This is a genomic window from Pseudobutyrivibrio sp. UC1225, from assembly GCF_900115215.1.
GTDB lineage: Bacteria > Bacillota > Clostridia > Lachnospirales > Lachnospiraceae > Pseudobutyrivibrio.
In genome coordinates this window covers 40,306-60,378 of record NZ_FOVQ01000007.1, presented here as the reverse complement: position 1 = coordinate 60,378, position 20,073 = coordinate 40,306, and the positions used below count along the sequence as shown (strand labels likewise).

Here is a 20,073-nt window from a genome sequence, read left to right as displayed (position 1 = left end):
ACCCTTTAATATTTATACTTTAACTGGTAATAGGTATTGTCTTCTAGATATTTCTTAACAACGCTTTTACTTGCATAGGAACCAAGTGTTGGATCCATCAATGTCCATCGTGTACCGTCAAACTGTATTATGTTGTCTATCCAACCTATATCCGGAACATAAACAGAAATCCATGCGTGGTATTCTGTTCCGGCGTAACCAATCTCAAGTCTTGTAGGTATTCCCTGAGACCTTAGCATTGCCCCCATTAATGAGGCATAGTCAAAGCAGATTCCAGTGCCTGTGGCCAAGGTTTCATCCACAGTTGGAATATAGCCAGACTGGACCGTAGCCGCCTTTTGATAATCGTAGGTTACATTCTCGATTATGTAGTGATACACATTCTGCACCACCTCAAGGTCGGTATTACATCCCTGTGCCAGCTCTGCTCCCTTTAAAACAGCCTTTGAAGATGCATTAAAATCCACATAGGCGTTTGGATAAAGGAACATGCTTAATTCATCTTTTAGAGTTACATTCACTGACTGAGAAAATGCTGTTGCATACTGGTCATCATGTAGGTTCTCATAGACACCGATTTTGTATTTTCCGCTACCTTCAGACAATGGATAAACATCATAGTTTCCATCAAGTGCCATCAGATAATTGTATGTATTTCCCTTTGGTGTCTCTATTAGCATTCTAACCTTAGCGGCGCTGCCGGTATACTTTACCATCACATATCCATCAGCTGCATTGCTGGCGTCTATAGCAGCGTCACTGTTGGAATAAACAGTCACACCGCTAGCCACCGGTTCAAGGACTTTGATTTCATTGGTTCTGGTACCCTTAGACCCTTTGGCCTGAGTACTTCCCGCTGAAGCAACTACCCTGTCCCCTGATGAACCGGCCTGCAACGATGCGTTCCCTTCAAGGGTTCCGCAGGCCACCAGGCTAATACTCAGAACAATCAGTGAAAGCAAATATTTAAATCTTCCCACTTGCTTCCTCCACTTGCTCTACACTATTTCAACAATCTTATAAGTTCTACCTCGCTATTGAAATTAAATTCTTCGTCTTTTGTCTTGTCATATATAATTCCCTGCCAGGTGACATTATCACGGCTTGTAACCATAAGCACAAAGCCCTTACTAACATCAGCAGGAATTAGTTCATCAGCTCCCAAAACCTTGTTCTCAACATCGATAGTTGCTGGTGTAAACTCAGCTTCTGTCTTTTTGAAGGTTCTATTCTTGGTCTTGATAGCTGGGAAACTCAGTGCATCCATAACACTGTCTACTATGTAAAACAACTCATTTATGTCGCTGAAAGTCTGTGGCTCCTTAGAGAAACAACTATAAACTCTTCCTCTGAAGCAGTTCTTGTCCTCATCAATGCAGATTCCAACGCAATTTGGAGTTCTTTTCATTCTAGCTGATACTGGCATTAGTCCTCTCCCTTTACAATATCCTGAAGCTCTTCTGTATCGTTATCAGTTCCTGCACTTGCCAAATTAACTGGAGCAAGATGATATTTGATGTATCTCTTTCTTGATTCCTTGCTGAGGTTTTCATTGATTCTTGCCTGAACCAAAACACAATCCTCCTGAGTAATATCAAGAAGAAGTACAACAAACTGGTTATTGCTATATCTTGCGTACATATCTCCTCCACGTGCTGATGTTCTGATTGCCTCAGAAAGCTCGTCTGAAAGAAGATTTAAACGATCTGAATCATTAAGGGCAAATCCCTTACCATCAGTAATTGTGCAAAGCATAAGCCATGCAGACTGACCTGAACGACGAATTACGCGCTTAATGTATCTATAGCTCTCAACGAAGATAGGATATGTGCAATAGAAGGCACCCTCAATATCTTCCTTGGAAGTATCAAGATTCTTCTTAACCTCGCTGATTACATCTGTATTATTCTTAATCTGCTCGCCAAGCTTATTAAGCTGGTCTGACATTTCTGCTGATACAGAAACGCCCAACTCCTGGAACATAAGGGCCTCAGTATCCTCGTAAAGCTTGAGAGCCTCCTTAGCCTTGCCAAGCTCGATAAGAGCCTGCATCTCATAAGTCTGCCAGTTGTCATATGGATATAATCCATCAGCCTTGTGACTTACCTTGTAGAGCTTGTCGTACTTCTCCTGAAGCACATACATCTCCATAAGCTGCTTTAAGCATCTATCGTAGAGCTTCTTCAGCTTAACCTGAACAGTTACAACCCATTCAACGCCACTAAGACCTGGTAAAAAATCTCCGTTATAAAGCTTAACAGCCTCTTCTAACAGCTTCTGCTGTTCCTTTATGTCTTCTGATGCAAGAGCCTGTCTTGCAATATTCTCAAATTCAATAGCATCGCATTCTACCGTAACGTTTGGACTAATGCGATATGTTCCTCTCTTTACATGAACATAATCTTCATCTGGAAGGCCTACCTTTGGAAGTGCCTTTCTTAATCTGAAGACAAGTGCTCTTAAACTGTTAGACTCATCAGCGATATCCTCGTTGTGGAACAAATTATACATAACCTGCTCACGTGGTAAGCCGTTTGTATAATATAGTAACATCTGGAAAAGCTGATTTACCTTTGTAGTATTGTTTCTCTCGATTGTGAAAGGCTTATCGTTGTACAAAACCTCCACATTTCCTAACATTCTTGCTTTGATAATAATTGTTTGATTAACCATCACTCATCCCTTTTCTACTACGGATATTGCCTACTTGTTACAACCCTAAGTATAGATTTTTTAACCGTTATTGTAAATAACTATGTTACAAAAAAGGGCACACTTTTAAGTATGCCCGTAAGTTCTATCCTATTTCTCTTCTTTTCTGTTGTAATTATTCATTGCAGCGTCTAAATCTCCATCTAAGAACATTTCTACAGCTCCAATAACCTTCTCCATGGATGCGTCAACCCTTTCTCTGTCCTCTGCGTTATATCGTCCGAGAACGTGGGCAATCATATCGCCTTCACACTCTCCAACACCTACGCGGATACGTGGAAATTCGTTGGTTCCTAAGAGATTAATGATGTTCTTCAGACCATTATGTCCGCCAGCACTACCTTTCTTTCTAACACGGATATTTCCTGTAGAAAGTGATACATCATCTGAAATGACTATCATCTCTGTAGTCGGATCAATTTCATAATAATCTGTAAGTGGTAAAACACACTCACCACTGAGATTCATGTAAGTTTGTGGCTTTGCCAGAATCACTTTCTTTCCGTTTATGATTCCCTTTCCCACAAGACCCTTGTGTTCCTTGTGGTTTACCTCGATTCCAAACTGCTTCGAGATGGCGTCAATCGCCTCAAATCCTACATTATGTCTGGTTCCATCATACTTTCTCTCTGGATTACCTAGACCTACAATTAAATACATAAAATACTACTCAGGGAACTCTTCTTTATACTTATTAAGAATCATTGTCTGCATCTGCTCTCTAGTTGTAGACTTGATAGGATGAGCAATGTCCTTATAGCCGCCCTCAGAACCACGTCTTGATGGCATTGCGATAAACAGTCCCTTATCTCCTTCAATAATCTTGATGTCGTGGATTACAAACTCCTCATCGATTGTTACTGAAACAACAGCTTTCATTTTGCCTTCTTTTTCAATCTTGCGAATTCTGATGTCTGTAATTTGCATTTGTGTTATACCTCCCCAACTGGCATATCATATCTGTTCTTGTTACCGGTAACGATGCGGATTCCATTTTCCCCAATATATGTGGATCCGCTGAGCAACGTCTCATGGCTTTCTACAATGCAGTTCTCCACGTGCACGTTATCTCCTATATATGCTCCGTTCAAAATGACGCAGTTTTTAACCACCGAATTGTTTCCAACAAACGCCTTCTTGAACAGTACAGAATTCTCTACAGTGCTGTTAATGATACATCCTCCAGCAATAAGCGAGTTCTTAACCCTTGATCCTGCGTTATATTTTGCAGGTGGAAGGTCATGAGTCTTAGAGAAGACTCCTGGCTCAGAGTGGAAGAAATTATCTCTAACATCCTTGCGTAAGAAATCCATGTTTGCTTTGAAGTAGCTGTCTACGTCTGCAATGTTTGACCAATAGCCTTCCATTTTGTAGCCGTAGATTTTCTTCATGCTCTTGTATCTTATGAGAATGTCTGTAACAAAATTGTACCTGCCCTCTCGATTGCACTCCTCCAATAAATCGATAAGAGCTCTTCTTCTAATGATATAGACACCAGCAGAAACCATATCAGAGTTTGCCACCATAGGCTTTTCTTCGAACTCAGTGATTCTGCCATCTCTATCCATTGTAACCACACCGTATCTGTTGATGTCATCGCCCTCTGGAAGCTTAGCGCAAACCACTGTGATATCAGCCTGCTTCTCAATATGATAATCGAGAACCTTGTTGAAGTCCAGTTTATAAACGCCATCTCCACTTGCAATGATTACGTATGGCTCATGTCTCTTCTTTAAGAAATCAATGTTCTGCCAAATAGCATCTGCAGTACCTCTGTACCACCAGCTATTGTTTGTAGTAACTGTTGGTGTGAACAGGAAAAGACCTCCCTGCTTTCTACCAAAGTTCCACCACTTTGATGAATTAAGATGCTCGTTTAGAGAACGAGCGTTGTACTGTGAAAGTACTGCTACTGTCTGGATGTGTGAATTTGTCATGTTTGAAAGAACAAAATCAATACATCTGTAGCTTCCGCCTATTGGCATTGCAGCGATGGCACGCTTGTCCGTCAACTGCTGCATTCTGCTGCTATTTCCACCTGCTAGTATAATTCCTAATGCTTTCATAATCGATCACCTGCCTTGATAATATAGCCACCACTAGCTAATTGTCCGTCAGGATAATCTCCCTCGCTGGTCTCGCCCTTGATAGCTGTGTTCTTTCCAATAGTTACATTTGCTGGGATAATAGAATTTTCTCCGATTACCGCTAATCCAAAGGAATATACGCTGGCATTCAGTCTGCTTTCTACTTCCTCGCCCTGACCAATCTTAGCGTTATCGCCAATGACTGTGTTCTCGGCAACAATCGATTTATCTATTACACAGTTCTTTCCAATCTTAACGCCTTCCATAATGATGGAATCGCGGATAACTGTGCCTTCCTCAATAACTACGCCTGCGCCTAGTACTGAGTTGTATACCTCTCCATAAATCTGAGCACCAGCGCCCACAATCGCCTTTTCTACTACTGCAGAGCTGGCTACGAACTGTGGTTCAATGATGTTCTGATTAGTATATATCTTCCAGAATTCCTCGTAGAGGTTGAACTCTGGAATCAAATCTATAAGCTCCATATTGGCTTCCCAATATGAACCAAGTGTTCCTACGTCCTTCCAATAGCTGTTAAACTCATAAGCATACATTGGCGAACCCTTCTCATGAAGATATGGGAGCACGTGCTTACCAAAATCGCAATTGCTTTGATCCTTAAGGGCCAAAAGAGATTCCTTAAGAGCCTTCCAACTAAAGATATAAATACCCATTGAAGCCAAATTACTACGTGGCTGAGGTGGCTTCTCCTCAAACTCGCTGATTCGCTTATCATCATCAGCAATAACAACTCCAAATCGCGATGCTTCCTCAATAGGAACTGGTATTACAGCAATAGTAACATCAGCACCCTTAGCCTTATGAAAATCTAACATGGCTTCGTAATCCATCTTGTAAATGTGATCTCCCGAAAGGATAAGCACATACTCAGGATTATAGTTTTCCATGTACTTAATGTTTTGGAAAATTGCGTTAGCTGTACCAGAATACCACTCAGATGTATCACTCTTCTCGTAAGGAGGGAGAACAGTAACACCACCATTGTTTCGATCCAAATCCCATGGAATACCAATTCCAATATGAGAGTTCAAAACAAGTGGCTGATACTGCGTTAGTACGCCAACGGTATCAATCCCTGAATTGATACAATTTGATAGAGGAAAGTCGATAATACGATACTTACCTCCGAAAGAGACAGCTGGCTTTGCCACGTCTGACGTTAGTACGCCCAAGCGGCTTCCTTGCCCACCAGCCAAAAGCATTGCGATCATTTCTTTTCTAATCATCCTTTTTCATCTGCCTTTCTCATGGTGTCCGTCAAGGATGTGCCAATTAAAAAGAACTCTAGCACTCCCCATTAAAAGTTGTAAAATTTAACGAATTCTACACTCTTATGCATTTAGTATAACAAAGTGATAATTTACACGCAATATTATTCTAATTTTTTACGATATACTCGTTAATTATTTGACAATTCACCGTCATATTCACTAAAATAATCCATGATTTTTACCAACTTGACCCTTGAATGTAGACGCAATTGGGGGTATTGTAGGGGAGGTATTCTTTAATAAGAAAAGAAGGAAGAAAAAACAATGTATAAAATTGATTTTAATAACAAAATCCACGTCCACTTTATCGGAATCGGTGGTATCAGCATGAGCGGTCTTGCTGAGATTCTTCTTGGAGCAGGATTTACTATTTCTGGTTCAGACAGAGATTCCTCTGATTTAACTAAGCACCTTGAGGCTCTCGGAGCAAAGGTTAATTACCCACAGGCTGCTTCTAATATCACAGAGGATATTGATTTAATTGTTTACACAGCAGCTATTTCAGAAGATAATCCAGAGCTTATGGCGGCAAAGGCTTCAGGAAAGCCAATGCTTACACGTGCAGAGCTTCTTGGTGAAATCATGGCAAACTACAGCGAGTCCATCACAGTTGCTGGTACACACGGAAAGACTACTACCACTTCAATGGTTAGTCAGATTCTCCTTGAGACATCAACAGAACCTACTATTACAGTTGGTGCTATTCTTGACGCTATCCACAGCAATGTTCATGTTGGTAACAGTGATGTCTTCGTAGCAGAGGCTTGTGAATACACAAACAGCTTCCACAGCTTCTTCCCTAAGTACAACATCATTCTTAATGTAGAAGCAGACCATCTTGATTTCTTCAAGAACCTTGATAATGTTCGTGCATCCTTCAGACAGTTCGCTGAAAACACTTCTGAAAACGGAATCCTTATTATCAATAATGAGATTGAAAATACTTCCTACTTCACAGAAGGCCTTAAATGTAAGGTAATCACCTACGCTCTTCACGGTGAAGCAGATATTGTTCCTACTGATATAAGTTACGACGAGAAGGGCTTTGCAAGCTTCGTACCTGTTTACAAGGGACAGGCCCTTGAAAGAATCACTCTTCACGTACCTGGAGACCACAACATCAGCAATGCACTTTCAGCTATTGTACTTTGCATTGAGATGGGTGTTGATTATGAATGTATCAAAACTGGTCTTTCAAAGTTTGGCGGTGCACATCGTCGTTTTGAGCTTAAGGGCACTTACAACGGAGCTACTGTTATTGATGACTATGCACATCACCCAACAGAGATTCGTGCCAGCCTTGCAGCTGCAGCAAACTACCCACACAACCGTGTAGTGGTTTGCTTCCAGTCACATACTTACACACGTACACTTAGTTTATTAGATGATTTCGCAGAGGCTTTAAGCGCCGCTGATTTAGTTATCCTTCCAGACATTTACGCAGCCCGCGAGCCAGACATTTACGGAGTCAGCTCAAAGGACATTGCAGACCGTCTTGAAAAGCTTGGAACAGAAGCCCATTATTTAGGCACATTTGACGCCTGTGAAAAATTTTTGAAAAAAAATCTTTTAAACAATGACTTGTTGATAACTATGGGAGCCGGAGACGTGTATTTAGTAGGCGAAAATCTACTTAAGAATTAGTTATCCACATTATCCACATTTTTTTGAGGTATTTTCCCCACAAAGAAATGTGGATTTTTTTATCCCTTTTTTGCTACATTGGGGACACTTTTCCACATTATCCACAATCCTCACAAACCCTTTATTTACAAGGGTTTCGGGACTTCAGAGCCTTTTCTTTTCAATGTGACTTTGCTATAATTTGCCACATAGTAAAGAGGGAGATGAATAATTTATGGCTGACATCATGTTGCACACAACTGGAAGCACAGGCTTCACCTGTGTTTCAAATACTTTCATAGACGATTTCATGAAAGACGCCAATGGAGAATATGTTAAGGTTTACCTTTATCTGCTTCGTTGTCTTACTAGAGATGGATTCGAATTTTCCATCTCGCAGTTGGCGGACTGTTTAGACCACACAGAAAAAGACGTAATGCGTGCCTTTACTTATTGGGAGAAAGTAGGCCTGCTTCGCCTTGAGTATTCTTCAGATAATGAGCTTTCTGGAATCTACTTAGTCGATGTGAATGGAAATGGATATGGCAGAACAGAGAGTCCTGTCATATCCAACATTACATCCATGAACAAGGCTGCTCGCGTCACTACTACAGCGACCAACAATATTGCTTCTGTATACACCGCTGAGACGAAACCAAGCTACAGCCCTGACCAGCTCAGAGCATTTAGTGAAGACTCACAGGTGGAGGATATGATTTTCGCTATTCAGACTTATCTGAAGCGACCACTGTCTATCAGCGACACAACCACCCTTCTATTCTGGTATGACAGCCTCCACTTCTCAGTGGATCTTATCCAATACCTTGTAGAGACCTGCATCGGCGGTGGACACAGCAGCTTCCATTACATGGACACCGTTGCTCGCAACTGGGCTGAGGACGGCATCACTACAGTAGACGAGGCTATCAGCACATCAAGCGCACGTAACAACCTTGTATACTCTGTAATGAAGTCTTTCGGTATTTCAGGAAGAGTATTAGTTGAGTCAGAGCTCAACTTCGTTAATAAATGGTCAGGTTTATACGGAATGGATCTTGATTTAATTAGCGAAGCCTGCAAGCGCACTATTCTGCAGACTAACAAAGCATCCTTCCAGTATGCCGATTCCATCATCACAAGCTGGCACAAGTCAGGCGTCAGAACAATGGCAGACGTTGAAAGACTTGATTATGAGCACAGCATGGCAAATGTAGCTAACATTTCTTCAGCTGCACGTGCAAGAAATAATGGAACTAATGGTAGCGCAGCTGCAAAGCCAAAGAACACAACAAAGTTCCAGAATTTCTCACAGAGAGATTATAATTACGTTGAATTAGAGAAAAAATTATTAGGAAACTAAGGGGGAATACATATGGCATTAACTAATGAACAGTATGATGCTCTTATGCGTCAGTACAACCACAAGCAGGCCCGAAACAATCAAATCGTTGCTTACCGTACTGATGAGGTTTACTCAGCTATTCCTGCTCTTTCACAGTTAGATGAAGAAGTTTCAAAGGTTTCAGTATCTTCTATCACTGCCATCTTCAGCGGCAGCGATATTCAGACGGCGGCTGCAGAGTCAAGAAAAAGGCTCTCAGAATTAAAAAAGCGCCGCGTTAATCTTATGGAATCGGCAGGTTTTCCTGCTGATTATCTTGAGCCACCATACGACTGTCCTGATTGCAAGGACACAGGTTATGTAGATGGAAAACGTTGCCACTGCTTCAAGCAGGCTGCTATCAATCTTGTTTACAAGCAGTCTAACATCAGCAACATCCTTTCAAAGGAAAATTTCGACTATTTTGACTTAAATGTATACGACGAAAATTACTATGAGGGTAATTCTGACGTCAGCGCAAGGGCTACTGCACAAATAGCCCTAGAAAGAGCGCAAAACTTTGTGCAAAATTTCAAGACAAAAGGTGGTAATTTAATGTTGCTTGGACAGACTGGTTGCGGTAAAACCTTTCTTTCCAACTGCATAGCTAAGGCGCTATTAGACGAAGGCATATCTGTTATTTACTTTACAGCCTCTGAGCTATTCAAAGTATTTGAGGATCAGACTTTCAAAAAACACGTTAATGTTGAGGATTTACACGATCAGATTTTTGATTGTGACCTGCTCATCATCGACGACCTCGGCACTGAATTTCCTAATAATTTCACTATTACAAAGCTATTCCAGTGCTTAAATGAAAGATTGCTCAGAAACAAATCCACAGTGATTTCCACAAACCTTTCTCTCGAAGAAATGAGAGATACTTACAGTGAAAGAATTACTTCGCGAGTATTTTCATATTATGATGCCATCAGGCTCATTGGAGATGATATTCGTATTAAGAAAGTAATGATGAATAAATAAATAAAATATCTTTCAAGGAGCAAACAATGCCAAATAATGAAATCGTGTTGGAAAACACACCACCTATGGCTGAGCTTGGATTAATTCCACACAAGAGCTGTACAGCCATCTCGGAGCGAGTTAATGACTACCTTCTTAAGTGGAGACAGGAGCGTAAAAGCGACCAGTCTATTATCACTCTAGCAGGTTACCGTAGTGATTCCTACATTGTTGATGCCGATTGCCCACGTTTCGGTTCAGGCGAAGCAAAGGGTATTATTAAGCAGTCTGTACGTGGACTTGATTTATACATCCTTGTTGATGTTACAAATTACAGCCTTACTTACACTGTTTGTGGTCATGAGAACCACATGAGTCCAGATGATATCTTCTGCGATTTAAAGCGTATCATCGCAGCAGCTATGGGAAAAGCAAAGCGCATTACTGTTATTATCCCATTCCTTTACGAAGGACGTCAGCACCGTAGAAGTGCTCGTGAATCCCTTGATTGTGCTATGGCACTTCAGGAGCTCGTTAACATGGGTGTTGATAACATCATCACATTTGATGCTCACGACCCACGTGTTCAGAATGCGATTCCACTTCACAGCTTTGAGACAGTTTCACCTACATACCAGTTCCTTAAGGGCATCTTTAAGAACTGCAAGGACTTAAAGCTTGATAACGATAATCTTATGATTATCTCACCAGATGAGGGTGGTACAAAGCGTGCTGTTTACATGGCATCTGTTTTAGGTGTTAATGTTGGTATGTTCTACAAGCGTCGTGATTACAGCCGCATCGTAGATGGACGTAATCCTATCGTCGCTCACGAATTCCTTGGAAATGACGTTGCTGGTAAGGACGTTATCATCGTAGATGATATGATTTCTTCTGGCGAATCAATGATAGATGTAGCTACAGAGCTTAAGAAGCGCAACGCAAAGCGTATCTTCGTAGTAGCCACATTCGGACTCTTCACAAACGGAATGGATAAGTTCGATAAAGCTGTTGCAGACGGCATTATCTATCGTGTTGTTACAACAAACCTTACATACCTTCCAGAAGAAGTTCAGAGCAAAGACTACTTCATCAAGTGCGATATGTCTAAGTACATCGCATACATCATCGATACTCTCAATCACGAGTGCTCAATCTCAGAGCTCCTCAATCCATATGGACGTATCGAAAAGCTCATCACACGTTACAAAAACGGCGAATACTAAAAACACTAAAGGCCCCGCACATATTGTGCGGAGCCTTTTTTTATGCCTTTAGTCAGCTGAATCAGCTTCAGCCTCGCCATCTTCTATTGACTCTTCCTCAGTTTCCTCAACATAGTGTGGATCATAGACCACGTACTCGTTGGATTCACGGAAGATTGTATTTGAGCTTCCGACCTGGCAAACCTTAATCTTGTCACCATTCTTAACGTCTTTAGCATTTATTGTAAGTACCTGACCAGATTCATACTTTGTAGAAACCTGTTCGTCGTTGACGAATACCTTCGACCATTTGGTGAATTCATCGCCGTAAATGTGAAGCTTCCCATTGAAGAAATATGCGCTGTCTACATTTACCTCATTAACACCCATAACGATGTCAGAAGCCTTGTATTCTTTGCCTGCCTTATATGTATAGCGGTCACCATACATAATGTCGTACTGAAGCATTCTAAGGTCGTTCATGTACTCGCTGGTACCGTATTTCTTACCTGCTGCCATTGCTGTCTGGTGATATCCATTAATGTTTCCATTGTGGATACCAAGTCTGTTTAAATACTCTGATACAAGCTGATATGAAGTAAGATCCATATCATTCTTTTCCATTCCAAAGTTATTCCATGTGAAATACTTTGTCTTGTATAAATCGCCTGTTGTAACTTCGTCATTTGTAAGACCCATTGTTGGGAGGTGATCACCAAACATGATAACGATAGTGTCCTCTCCACGCTCATCAAAGGCCTGAATGTACTGCTTGATAAAATCGTCTACGTTGTGAATACGGTTTACATAGTATTCCCAAGCGTAATTCTGTCCTTCAGTCTTACCGTTGGCTTTAACCTTGATTTCAGGATTCTTCTCGACCTCGTACTCTGGATAAGAGCCGTGTCCCTCTACAGTGATTGTGTAGATAAAATCGCTGCCCTCTGTGGTATCCATAGCATCAATGGTAGCTGGTAAAAGAATATCATCTGTAGGCCAGTTGCCAAGCGGTGTGTACTCTGTAATATCTAATAGTTCCTTCGAGGTGAAGGTATCAAATCCCATCTGGGAGAATGCGTTCTTTCTTGAATAGAAGTTACCACCATTGTTATGAACTACGTGAGATGTGTAACCAATCTCATTAAGTACATCGGCGTAGCTTTCTACATCTACTTCCTTAAGGATAGTCTTCTGTGGATACTCACCTGGTCCAAAGAAGTTACAACTGAGACCTGTAAGAACCTCGAACTCTGAGTTACAGGTACCGGCACCAACTACAGGCACGATACAATGTCCTGTGGAGTAGTTTTGCTCCAATGAATGAATAAATGGAATTGGGTCCTCGCTTGTCTCAAGGAACTTACACTCTGAAACATCGTAGAAAGACTCTAAAAGGATAACTACTATATTAGGTCTTGTTCCATCTGCTGTCTGGAGCGTCTGGATATAGGCTCCGTCATTCTCAAGAATTGTATCGATTTTAGCCTCCGAATATCCGAAAGGTCTGTTCATACCTCTGTCTAAAACGGATGTGGAGAAGCCATATAAATAACCATAATCAAGGTATCCCTGTGCAAGGTTTCCGAAATATGATGTCATGATTCCGGCATTTCTAAGAAGAATTGTCGATGGATAAAGTGATACGAATAAAGCAACTACAAGTATCAATCTCTGCCAGAATGGCTTTCCATCTTCCTTCTTAGGACCACGGGCTGCATAAATGCTCATTATTATAATGTAGACAATCAATGCGATAATGGTCAGCATAGCCTGCTGGGCTGAGAAGTAGTTGGAATCCTGCATTGTAAGCAGGTCACTAATCATATATAAATCTGTATAACCAAAAGGTGATACTCGGTTCAACAAAATGACGCAGTTTATAATTCCAAGAATTATAAATACCATGCTGATGAATACTCGCCACCAGCCTCTTCTCTTACTGAGAAATACAATTGATAATGCTACGAATACGCAATATGAATTAAATAAGTAAGGACCTGTGTGATCTGATACAAATGTACATGCCGCTGTAAAAGAATGGCGTGACATCCACTCCATAAGGAATATGATGGCCATCGCAAGTGGTATGTGCATCCAAAATGCATATTTATCCCAAAGAGCAAGCCAGGTTCTGTGGAATTTAGAGCCAAGATACCCCTGAACAGCCTTTGAATTAGCAAGCTTTATGAATGGTTTCTTTATATTATTACCAAGCCAACTAAAACCGGCTTTTATTTTTTTAAGTACTTTCTTCATGAATCCTCCGATATAAAAAATCTCATCTATCTTAATTTAGCAAGACAGTACTAAAAATTAATGCTATTATACTTATGTGTTTTAATCTCACGGATTATATCACTTTATTTTTTATTAAGCAAGAAAGCGAGTCCTTAATGAAATTACAATTCTATAAAAAGGGGATTCCTACCAAAATAATCCAGCGAATAGCCATTTTATTCGTCGTTTTTGTAGCTTCCCTTGTATTTTTTGAAATCATAACTAATGTATCTGAGACCATGGAAATCTCTAAGCAAGCATCTCCTACCCTGCCTGTTGTCAGGGTAAATTATCTCAATGATGCTACCACAGAGCTCCACGGCTATTTGTCCGAGATGGATCCAGCCTACATGAGAGATGCCATCATTCCTTTGGATGACCAGCGTAACATTTCCTTATCTATAGACACCAATGATTACGACATCGATGGTCTTTCCTATGAGATACGCTCTCTGGATACACAGCGTAACATTTCCAAAAATGCACTGAAATATAAGAGCAAGAACGGTGTACTCACCGCAGGCTTTCAGGCTGAGAACCTTATTGATGCCAACGAAGAATATCTCTTGGTAATCACCCTCACCAGTAATTCTAACAAGATTTACTATTACACACGTATCATGCAGCCACAGGGTTGTAACGAGGAAGAGATTCTGGATTTTGCTCAGTACTTCCATCATACAGCTCTTTCAGAGGATGCCTCTGATTTATCCACTTATATCGAGCCAAAGCCATCCATGGCAAATCAGGATTTGAGTCATGTAACTATCAATTCAAATCTTTCTCAGATTTCCTATGGTACTTTTAAAGCTAAACAGGTGGGTGAAACAAATGTAGCCCTCACTGATATCAGTTCCAGCTATATCAGCCTTACACTTGGCTACACACTTAATCTTGATAACAACGGCAAGCAGGAATATTACACCTGTACTGAGGACTATCGTATCCGCTATACAGCAGACCGCCTCTATCTCCTTGCTTACGACCGTACAATGGAGCAGATTCTGGATAAGAATTCCATCTCCATCGAAAACAACCTTGTTAATATAGGTATAACTGATACCGATGTTCAGTACCTTTCAAACGAGACTGGCACCATCGTATCCTTCGTGCAGAACGGCAGCCTTTACCAGTACAATCAGACAGACCGTCAGGTAAAGCAGATTTTCAGCTTCGTGGACGACCCTACCGACAATCGTTCTACCTACGACCAGCATCAGGTACTCATTCTTAATATCGATGAGTCTGGTACCATGGATTACGTAGTTTACGGCTACATGAATTCAGGCCCACACGAGGGCTTGTGCGGTATCAACCTTTATCACTACGACGCCATCACCAATATCTCCACAGAGCAGGTATTCATTCCATCTACCAGCTCCTTCCAGATATTGAACGCCAACTTCTCAGACCTTTTATATGAGACAGCTGACAACGAGTTCTACATCATGGTAAATGGAACTCTTCTATATATGAACCTTAACGATTTGACCACTAAGGAGCTTCTTACTGGTCTTGATGATCGCCAGTACGCTTCCTCAGGTTCACGTCGTTATCTCGCCTGGATGGAGGATGCCACCGTTTCCGATGCTATCCACATCATCGATTTGGAGACTGGACACTCCTTCGATATAACAGCTGATTCCGGCCAGCTCCTTCGTCCACTAGCCTTTATGGATGAGGATCTGATTTACGGCCGTATATACAAAGACGACATCACCACTGATGGCGCGGGTTCAAAGGTTTACCCTATGTATTCTCTCACCATTGCTGATATCACCAGTGGTTCTGAGCGCCAGTTGATGAATTACAAAAAGGCGGGCTTATACATCTCAGATGTTAGCCTTCAGTCCTATACTATCTATCTTGACAGAATCCAGATAGACGAAGACGGCAACATTCTTGCTGCACCAGAAGACACTATCAAAAACAGTGCCGGCGAGCAGAACAAGGCCGTTCCTATCACTACCGAGATAGACGATGTAAAACAGCAGGTAGTCGTACTGAATATGACCCCTCTCGAAGAAGATGAAAAGCTAGGTAAGATTAAATATGATGTTACAGATTTAGTACTTGCTGATGAAAACCACAGTATCTCTGTTGCATCGGCTACCAGCTCTACACAGTACTTTGTTTATGTTGGTAACAAGGTAAAGCTTGCTACCGATAATCTTATCGATGCCATCGCCATGGCAGATACGGAAATGGGCATCGTCCTTGATAACGAGCCAAAATATATATGGAAGCGAGGTCGTAAGGCTTATCAGAATTCCATCAGCCCTATCACAATCGGTTCCAGCGATTACGAGGCAAGTGGCTCAGCAAGAGCACTGTCAGCAATGCTTGTTCACGAGGGTGAAAATGTTCAGGTTCACACTCTCTTAGAGAATGGTGAGACCCCTATTTCCATACTCACAAAGACACTCAAGGATTACACCATCCTTGACTTAACAGGCGCAAGCCTTTCAGAAGTTCTCTATTATGTAAACAACGGCACTCCAGTCTACGCTTACACCGGCGAAGACACTGCCGTACTGATAATAGGCTATGATGCCTCAACCATCATTTACTTCGACCCTATCAAGGGACAAAACGCAAAAATGTCCATGACCGAGGCCACGGACTATTTCGCATCATTTGGTAACGTATTTGTAAGCTACTTACAATAAATAGCCTAAAGGCTGAATATAAATAAGAGAATTGCCATGTAGTATGTCGCTAGATTTACGAAATGGACAAGTCTCTTATTTTTTTTGTCTGGAAAATGGAAGAAGTACAAAAATAAGATGGTAAAATCACTCAGCAGGAACAAAACTCCTGCGCAGGCTATTTCTCCCATACCCGCCATTCCACACTCAATAGCTTTAAAAGTCATTGTAGTGACGAAATAGCAGTATATCAGGCATGGTACAAGTAAACGTCCCATATGAAGATGCCATGCCTTTTTCATCCACACCAAAAGCAGACAAACCACTATTGGCAGAATGAATACCCATATGCTGGTGTCCTCTGTTATCCTGCACATATAATTGAGCAGTCCAACATGGCCAAGCATAAATGCAATGATTCCCAGAGCCATAAACTGTTTTCTCATGTATGTATTGAACAGGCCCATCAGCAGGTCTCCTACAAAGCATGCTAGAAGCGCCCAGAACAGCAACCACAGCTTCTGTGAAAAGCACTGATTAATCCAAAGAATCACTAAAAAGGAGGCACTACATACCACCTTTAAAGGGACATAGTACCTCCTTGATAAGCTATTATCACATACTGAAAATAATGCAATTAACAGTGCCACGTAAATAATAGTCTCGATAATCATTTTCTCCACCTTAATAGTCTTCTCGCTGGTCTGCCAAAATCATCTCCAGCTTTCTCTGTCTTCCCATAAGTATTGAACCGGCGCCAAGAAGGAATATTGCAATGCATAGCAGATATCTGGCGTCGAATCCATCCGCCGTCTTAGGGGTAGTATCCTTAGTATGACCAGATGAAATAGAACCATCTGAGCTTATCTTATATGAAACTGTTGTTGTAGCCTTTGAGCCTACCACCTTAAGTCCTGTCAATGCGTATCCATCATCATACTGGAACTGCACTACGTGATCTCCAGGTGAAAGGGTTGCTACATAATCTTTCTTTAGTGTTAATATTGTTGAACCTGATGCTAATGTGTAGTTAGCGCTGTTAAGTACGGCACCATCCATCAGGATATATAACAATTTACTTAACTCACCGTTGCAGACAATTACGACATCGCCGTTATTCTGAGCTATTACCTGGCCACCGCCCTTGGTAACAACATATTTGTTAGTGGTCTGTGCCTCTGCGCTTGCAGTAATTCCAGGTGTATTATTTGTGCCTGTAGTTGCTGCAGCTGTAGTCGCTGACTTACCATCAGTAGGCTTATAGAAGAAGTAAACCTTCATATCACCATGTACAACACCTGATTCATTCCTTCCGCCCCAGTGTGAATAGCCTGTATAGCTTGTAGGACTGAATGAATATGATGCTCCATCAGTATACTTGTTTGTTGAACGAGTAATGGTCTTTGTCATGGTTGACATATCAGATTTGTAGAACTCGTCCACTACAGTAACGGTGTACATTTTACCATTTGAAGGTGTACCTGTAGGTGTTGGCGAACCTGTAGGTGTCGGTGAACCTGTAGGAGTTGGGTCACCGGAATCACTTGGGTCAGATGGCTCATCAACTGTGGCTGTATATTCAAATCTAAAGGTTGTGTCAGTTGATACTGTAAATGAGGTTCCGCTTGTCTGAACATTGTCCTTATATACAACAACTGTGTAATCAGTGTAGGTAGGTACTGTTACTGTTTGTGCTGTTGTATATGGACCATATGACTGAGAAGAATACTTAGTAGAATCCTCAACTCCATCCTTAGACATAAACTTCTTAATTATTGTATATGAAAACTCTTCTTCAGGATCGGAGCTTCCACCTCCGCCGCTTCCACCAGAATCATACTGGATATTATCTGTTCCTGCAGTTCTACATCTTTTTGTGAAGAAATCTGTTACTTCTGTTGCTGATGTCTCAGTTGAGCCATATGCGTAGCATACAGTTCCGGCAAGAGGCCAATTATCATGAACGCCAAAGCCTCCCTCGTTAATTAAATCTGCACCACCATTCTTAAAAACCAGTTCTGTTACAGCACTGTTATCAAATGCGTGAGCCATAATCCCTTTAGTTCCTGTACGAACTTCTACTCTTGACCCAGCACTCCATGATACATATACAAGAGTGTTGTCTTTATAGAGAACACCATCCTCCATGTAATATCCAGAACCAGGACTCTGTCCAGCAATAGTAATACTTACTCCATCACTTCCTTGGAATGTGGTTCCATCTGCTCCATAAAGATTTCCTGTAACATATACAGTGTTTAAACTTTGGTTATCTGCCAGTGACAATCTATTTAATGTTAAATTACCCTCAACATAAACTTGTGTTAAAGAAGGACAACCTTTTAATACACTCTCTCCAATAGTAAGGTCTCCAGTTGAATAAACCTTTTCTAAGGCGCTTTTTTGATTAGTGTTTAGCGAACTTGAAGTAATTGTTTCACCACCAGTAGCCGTATACACACCATCAGTATAGGTACCTTCCGCTTCAGACACGGTACTTCCCAAAAACGTGAAGCCCGCGAGAATAATAGACGCGCTAATTAGAATACATCCTGTCTTTTTAAAAAATCCTTTTTTCACCATAGCATCCCCACCCCAAATATCAAGGCATACATTAAAGTGTCAATCATTTGACTCTCTTTGCTACGATGAACATTCTGCCGTCTTCCTTATAAGTATTACACGTGCTGAGAGTCAATATTTTATCAGTGCTTGAAATATCGATAGTCTCATCAAATGCAGATAAACGCTGGATGTTATCTAAAAACTCCTGAAGCTCAGCACCAGTTATGGCGTCGATAAAATCGTAGTATTTGTAGGTGTCATCATCGTCATATCCCACTTCTGATAAACCTACTCCTACAACCTCATATTCCTGTTCTTCATAGAGTGTTTTAAATATTATCTTTTTGTGTGCCTGATAGTAATCATAATTCAGGTATCGCTTCAAACCACCAAACATTGTTCCTTTACGCATGTTGTGACCGTAGATAATGGTATTGGTGGTTGGGTTTAATATGTCGCATCGATAGTCCACAAATAAAGTGCCGCCTGTGCTATCGTTGCCATAAAAATCCCTGCGAAGATAATATTCTGGGTCATTTGGAGTCTGAACAACTGGATAGTTGATGTCAGTATCTACTATCTCTAAAACCCCTACCAAATCATGATTTGCCGAATATAGTTCTGTGAGCTCTGGAAGAATTACTCTTTCACCTTCCACGTAGTGTGTATCCCATGGACTGTTGATTAAATCTTCCTCAATGACTTTGGCAGGTGAGTTATTTTCCTCACTCTGACCTGCATTTGAATCCTCTACAGTACCTATATCGTCAATTTCATTATCAATTTTAACGTTATTTTGTGAATTATTAGTGTTCGATGCTTTTTGGACACTTTCCTGTAACTTAGCGATTTTTCTGGTCTCAGCAATCTCTTTTATCTCGATGCCTGCAAAGATAACTATTAACACTGCTGCAATACCCACAAAAATAAGGCCAAAGAGCCTAGAACTCTTAGCCTTTCCTGCTGCTTCCTCTATGATTTCCCTATCATCAAGCATACCTGCAGACTTATTTGCTACGATGTCTGCCACGTGGTCTACATACTGCTTTCCTATTGGGCTATTGAAGGTAATAATACCGTCACGAATATCGTTATAAAGGCGCAAAGCAACCTCAGGATCTTGAATATCAAGCTCCGCATTGATGCACTCTATTTTCTTTACATCCTCCTGTGCTGCTCTGTACTCATAGTAGGTCTCAAACTCGAAGCCACCTATGATGAACCTTTTGTTTTCCGCCATACATTAATACGCCCCATATACTTTTTCTTTATTTTAGCAGTTCTAATCAATAATTGCATAAAATCCACATATTTTTC

General features: G+C 41.1%; 16 protein-coding genes. 5 read left to right on the top strand and 11 right to left on the bottom strand.

Going from position 1 to position 20,073, the window contains the following annotated elements; all coding sequences use genetic code 11:
- Positions 1 to 5 precede the first annotated feature (5 nt).
- The 7 genes from BMZ41_RS10100 to BMZ41_RS10070 form a co-directional block, all read right to left on the bottom strand.
- Positions 6 to 980, bottom strand: coding sequence for a transglutaminase-like domain-containing protein (locus BMZ41_RS10100; protein ID WP_090529262.1), 975 nt, complete (start codon positions 978 to 980; stop codon positions 6 to 8).
- Between the two features lie 23 nt (positions 981 to 1,003).
- Positions 1,004 to 1,426 carry a hypothetical protein gene (locus BMZ41_RS10095; RefSeq protein WP_090169660.1) on the bottom strand — a complete coding sequence of 141 codons (423 nt, stop codon included), beginning with the start codon at positions 1,424 to 1,426 and terminating at the stop codon, positions 1,004 to 1,006.
- Positions 1,426 to 2,673: an AfsR/SARP family transcriptional regulator gene (locus BMZ41_RS10090; RefSeq protein ID WP_090169662.1), complete on the bottom strand. Its 1,248-nt coding sequence runs from the start codon at positions 2,671 to 2,673 to the stop codon at positions 1,426 to 1,428. Before BMZ41_RS10090 ends, BMZ41_RS10095 begins: the two co-directional genes overlap by 1 nt.
- Before the next feature lie 129 nt (positions 2,674 to 2,802).
- Entirely contained in the window at positions 2,803 to 3,372 is a 570-nt protein-coding gene (pth, locus tag BMZ41_RS10085) for an aminoacyl-tRNA hydrolase (RefSeq protein ID WP_090169664.1), read from the bottom strand.
- A 6-nt stretch (positions 3,373 to 3,378) separates the two neighbouring features.
- The gene (spoVG, locus tag BMZ41_RS10080; protein WP_028247506.1) at positions 3,379 to 3,639 is read right to left on the bottom strand and encodes a septation regulator SpoVG; all 261 of its coding nucleotides are present in this window, start codon (positions 3,637 to 3,639) and stop codon (positions 3,379 to 3,381) included.
- Positions 3,640 to 3,644: 5 nt separating this feature from the next.
- On the bottom strand, positions 3,645 to 4,778 hold the full coding sequence (gene glgD, locus BMZ41_RS10075; RefSeq protein ID WP_090169665.1) for a glucose-1-phosphate adenylyltransferase subunit GlgD: 1,134 nt from the start codon (positions 4,776 to 4,778) through the stop codon (positions 3,645 to 3,647).
- On the bottom strand, positions 4,775 to 6,049 hold the full coding sequence (locus BMZ41_RS10070; RefSeq protein WP_090169730.1) for a glucose-1-phosphate adenylyltransferase: 1,275 nt from the start codon (positions 6,047 to 6,049) through the stop codon (positions 4,775 to 4,777). The genes glgD and BMZ41_RS10070 overlap by 4 nt, the downstream gene beginning before the upstream one ends.
- A gap of 309 nt (positions 6,050 to 6,358) precedes the next feature.
- Between BMZ41_RS10070 and murC the strand changes: the two genes are divergently transcribed.
- The 4 genes from murC (at position 6,359) to BMZ41_RS10050 (ending at position 11,287) form a co-directional block, all read left to right on the top strand.
- On the top strand, positions 6,359 to 7,738 hold the full coding sequence (murC, locus tag BMZ41_RS10065) for a UDP-N-acetylmuramate--L-alanine ligase (protein ID WP_090169668.1): 1,380 nt from the start codon (positions 6,359 to 6,361) through the stop codon (positions 7,736 to 7,738).
- A 214-nt stretch (positions 7,739 to 7,952) separates the two neighbouring features.
- The gene (locus tag BMZ41_RS10060; protein ID WP_090529258.1) at positions 7,953 to 9,077 is read left to right on the top strand and encodes a DnaD domain protein; all 1,125 of its coding nucleotides are present in this window, start codon (positions 7,953 to 7,955) and stop codon (positions 9,075 to 9,077) included.
- Positions 9,078 to 9,089: 12 nt separating this feature from the next.
- Positions 9,090 to 10,082 carry an ATP-binding protein gene (locus tag BMZ41_RS10055; protein WP_090169672.1) on the top strand — a complete coding sequence of 331 codons (993 nt, stop codon included), beginning with the start codon at positions 9,090 to 9,092 and terminating at the stop codon, positions 10,080 to 10,082.
- A gap of 26 nt (positions 10,083 to 10,108) precedes the next feature.
- On the top strand, positions 10,109 to 11,287 hold the full coding sequence (locus tag BMZ41_RS10050) for a ribose-phosphate pyrophosphokinase (protein ID WP_090169674.1): 1,179 nt from the start codon (positions 10,109 to 10,111) through the stop codon (positions 11,285 to 11,287).
- Between the two features lie 48 nt (positions 11,288 to 11,335).
- Here the strand turns inward: BMZ41_RS10050 and BMZ41_RS10045 are convergent, their stop codons facing one another.
- Complete coding sequence (locus BMZ41_RS10045; RefSeq protein ID WP_090529255.1) at positions 11,336 to 13,522, bottom strand: LTA synthase family protein; 2,187 nt, start codon at positions 13,520 to 13,522, stop codon at positions 11,336 to 11,338.
- 137 nt (positions 13,523 to 13,659) lie between these two features.
- Between BMZ41_RS10045 and BMZ41_RS10040 the strand changes: the two genes are divergently transcribed.
- Positions 13,660 to 16,212, top strand: coding sequence for a hypothetical protein (locus BMZ41_RS10040; RefSeq protein WP_090529252.1), 2,553 nt, complete (start codon positions 13,660 to 13,662; stop codon positions 16,210 to 16,212).
- Positions 16,213 to 16,217: 5 nt separating this feature from the next.
- Here BMZ41_RS10040 and BMZ41_RS10035 read toward each other — a convergent pair whose 3' ends face one another.
- The 3 genes from BMZ41_RS10035 to BMZ41_RS10025 form a co-directional block, all read right to left on the bottom strand.
- Positions 16,218 to 16,865, bottom strand: a complete 648-nt coding sequence (locus BMZ41_RS10035; protein WP_143071341.1) for a lysoplasmalogenase family protein — start codon at positions 16,863 to 16,865, stop codon at positions 16,218 to 16,220.
- 10 nt (positions 16,866 to 16,875) lie between these two features.
- A complete protein-coding gene (locus tag BMZ41_RS10030; protein WP_090529245.1) occupies positions 16,876 to 18,684 on the bottom strand; it encodes a hypothetical protein in 1,809 nt (602 codons plus the stop codon).
- A gap of 133 nt (positions 18,685 to 18,817) precedes the next feature.
- The gene (locus tag BMZ41_RS10025) at positions 18,818 to 19,996 is read right to left on the bottom strand and encodes a class B sortase (RefSeq protein ID WP_090529242.1); all 1,179 of its coding nucleotides are present in this window, start codon (positions 19,994 to 19,996) and stop codon (positions 18,818 to 18,820) included.
- Positions 19,997 to 20,073: the final 77 nt, after the last annotated feature.

Coding starts and splice junctions, on each gene's coding strand:
- BMZ41_RS10055 (WP_090169672.1), top strand. CDS start 9,090: ATGGCATTAACTAATGAACAGTATGATGCTCTTATGCGTCAGTACAAC.
- BMZ41_RS10095 (WP_090169660.1), bottom strand. CDS start 1,426: ATGCCAGTATCAGCTAGAATGAAAAGAACTCCAAATTGCGTTGGAATC.
- glgD (WP_090169665.1), bottom strand. CDS start 4,778: ATGAAAGCATTAGGAATTATACTAGCAGGTGGAAATAGCAGCAGAATG.
- BMZ41_RS10070 (WP_090169730.1), bottom strand. CDS start 6,049: ATGATTAGAAAAGAAATGATCGCAATGCTTTTGGCTGGTGGGCAAGGA.
- BMZ41_RS10050 (WP_090169674.1), top strand. CDS start 10,109: ATGCCAAATAATGAAATCGTGTTGGAAAACACACCACCTATGGCTGAG.
- BMZ41_RS10025 (WP_090529242.1), bottom strand. CDS start 19,996: ATGGCGGAAAACAAAAGGTTCATCATAGGTGGCTTCGAGTTTGAGACC.
- BMZ41_RS10090 (WP_090169662.1), bottom strand. CDS start 2,673: ATGGTTAATCAAACAATTATTATCAAAGCAAGAATGTTAGGAAATGTG.
- murC (WP_090169668.1), top strand. CDS start 6,359: ATGTATAAAATTGATTTTAATAACAAAATCCACGTCCACTTTATCGGA.
- spoVG (WP_028247506.1), bottom strand. CDS start 3,639: ATGCAAATTACAGACATCAGAATTCGCAAGATTGAAAAAGAAGGCAAA.
- BMZ41_RS10045 (WP_090529255.1), bottom strand. CDS start 13,522: ATGAAGAAAGTACTTAAAAAAATAAAAGCCGGTTTTAGTTGGCTTGGT.
- BMZ41_RS10060 (WP_090529258.1), top strand. CDS start 7,953: ATGGCTGACATCATGTTGCACACAACTGGAAGCACAGGCTTCACCTGT.
- BMZ41_RS10040 (WP_090529252.1), top strand. CDS start 13,660: ATGAAATTACAATTCTATAAAAAGGGGATTCCTACCAAAATAATCCAG.
- pth (WP_090169664.1), bottom strand. CDS start 3,372: ATGTATTTAATTGTAGGTCTAGGTAATCCAGAGAGAAAGTATGATGGA.
- BMZ41_RS10035 (WP_143071341.1), bottom strand. CDS start 16,865: ATGATTATCGAGACTATTATTTACGTGGCACTGTTAATTGCATTATTT.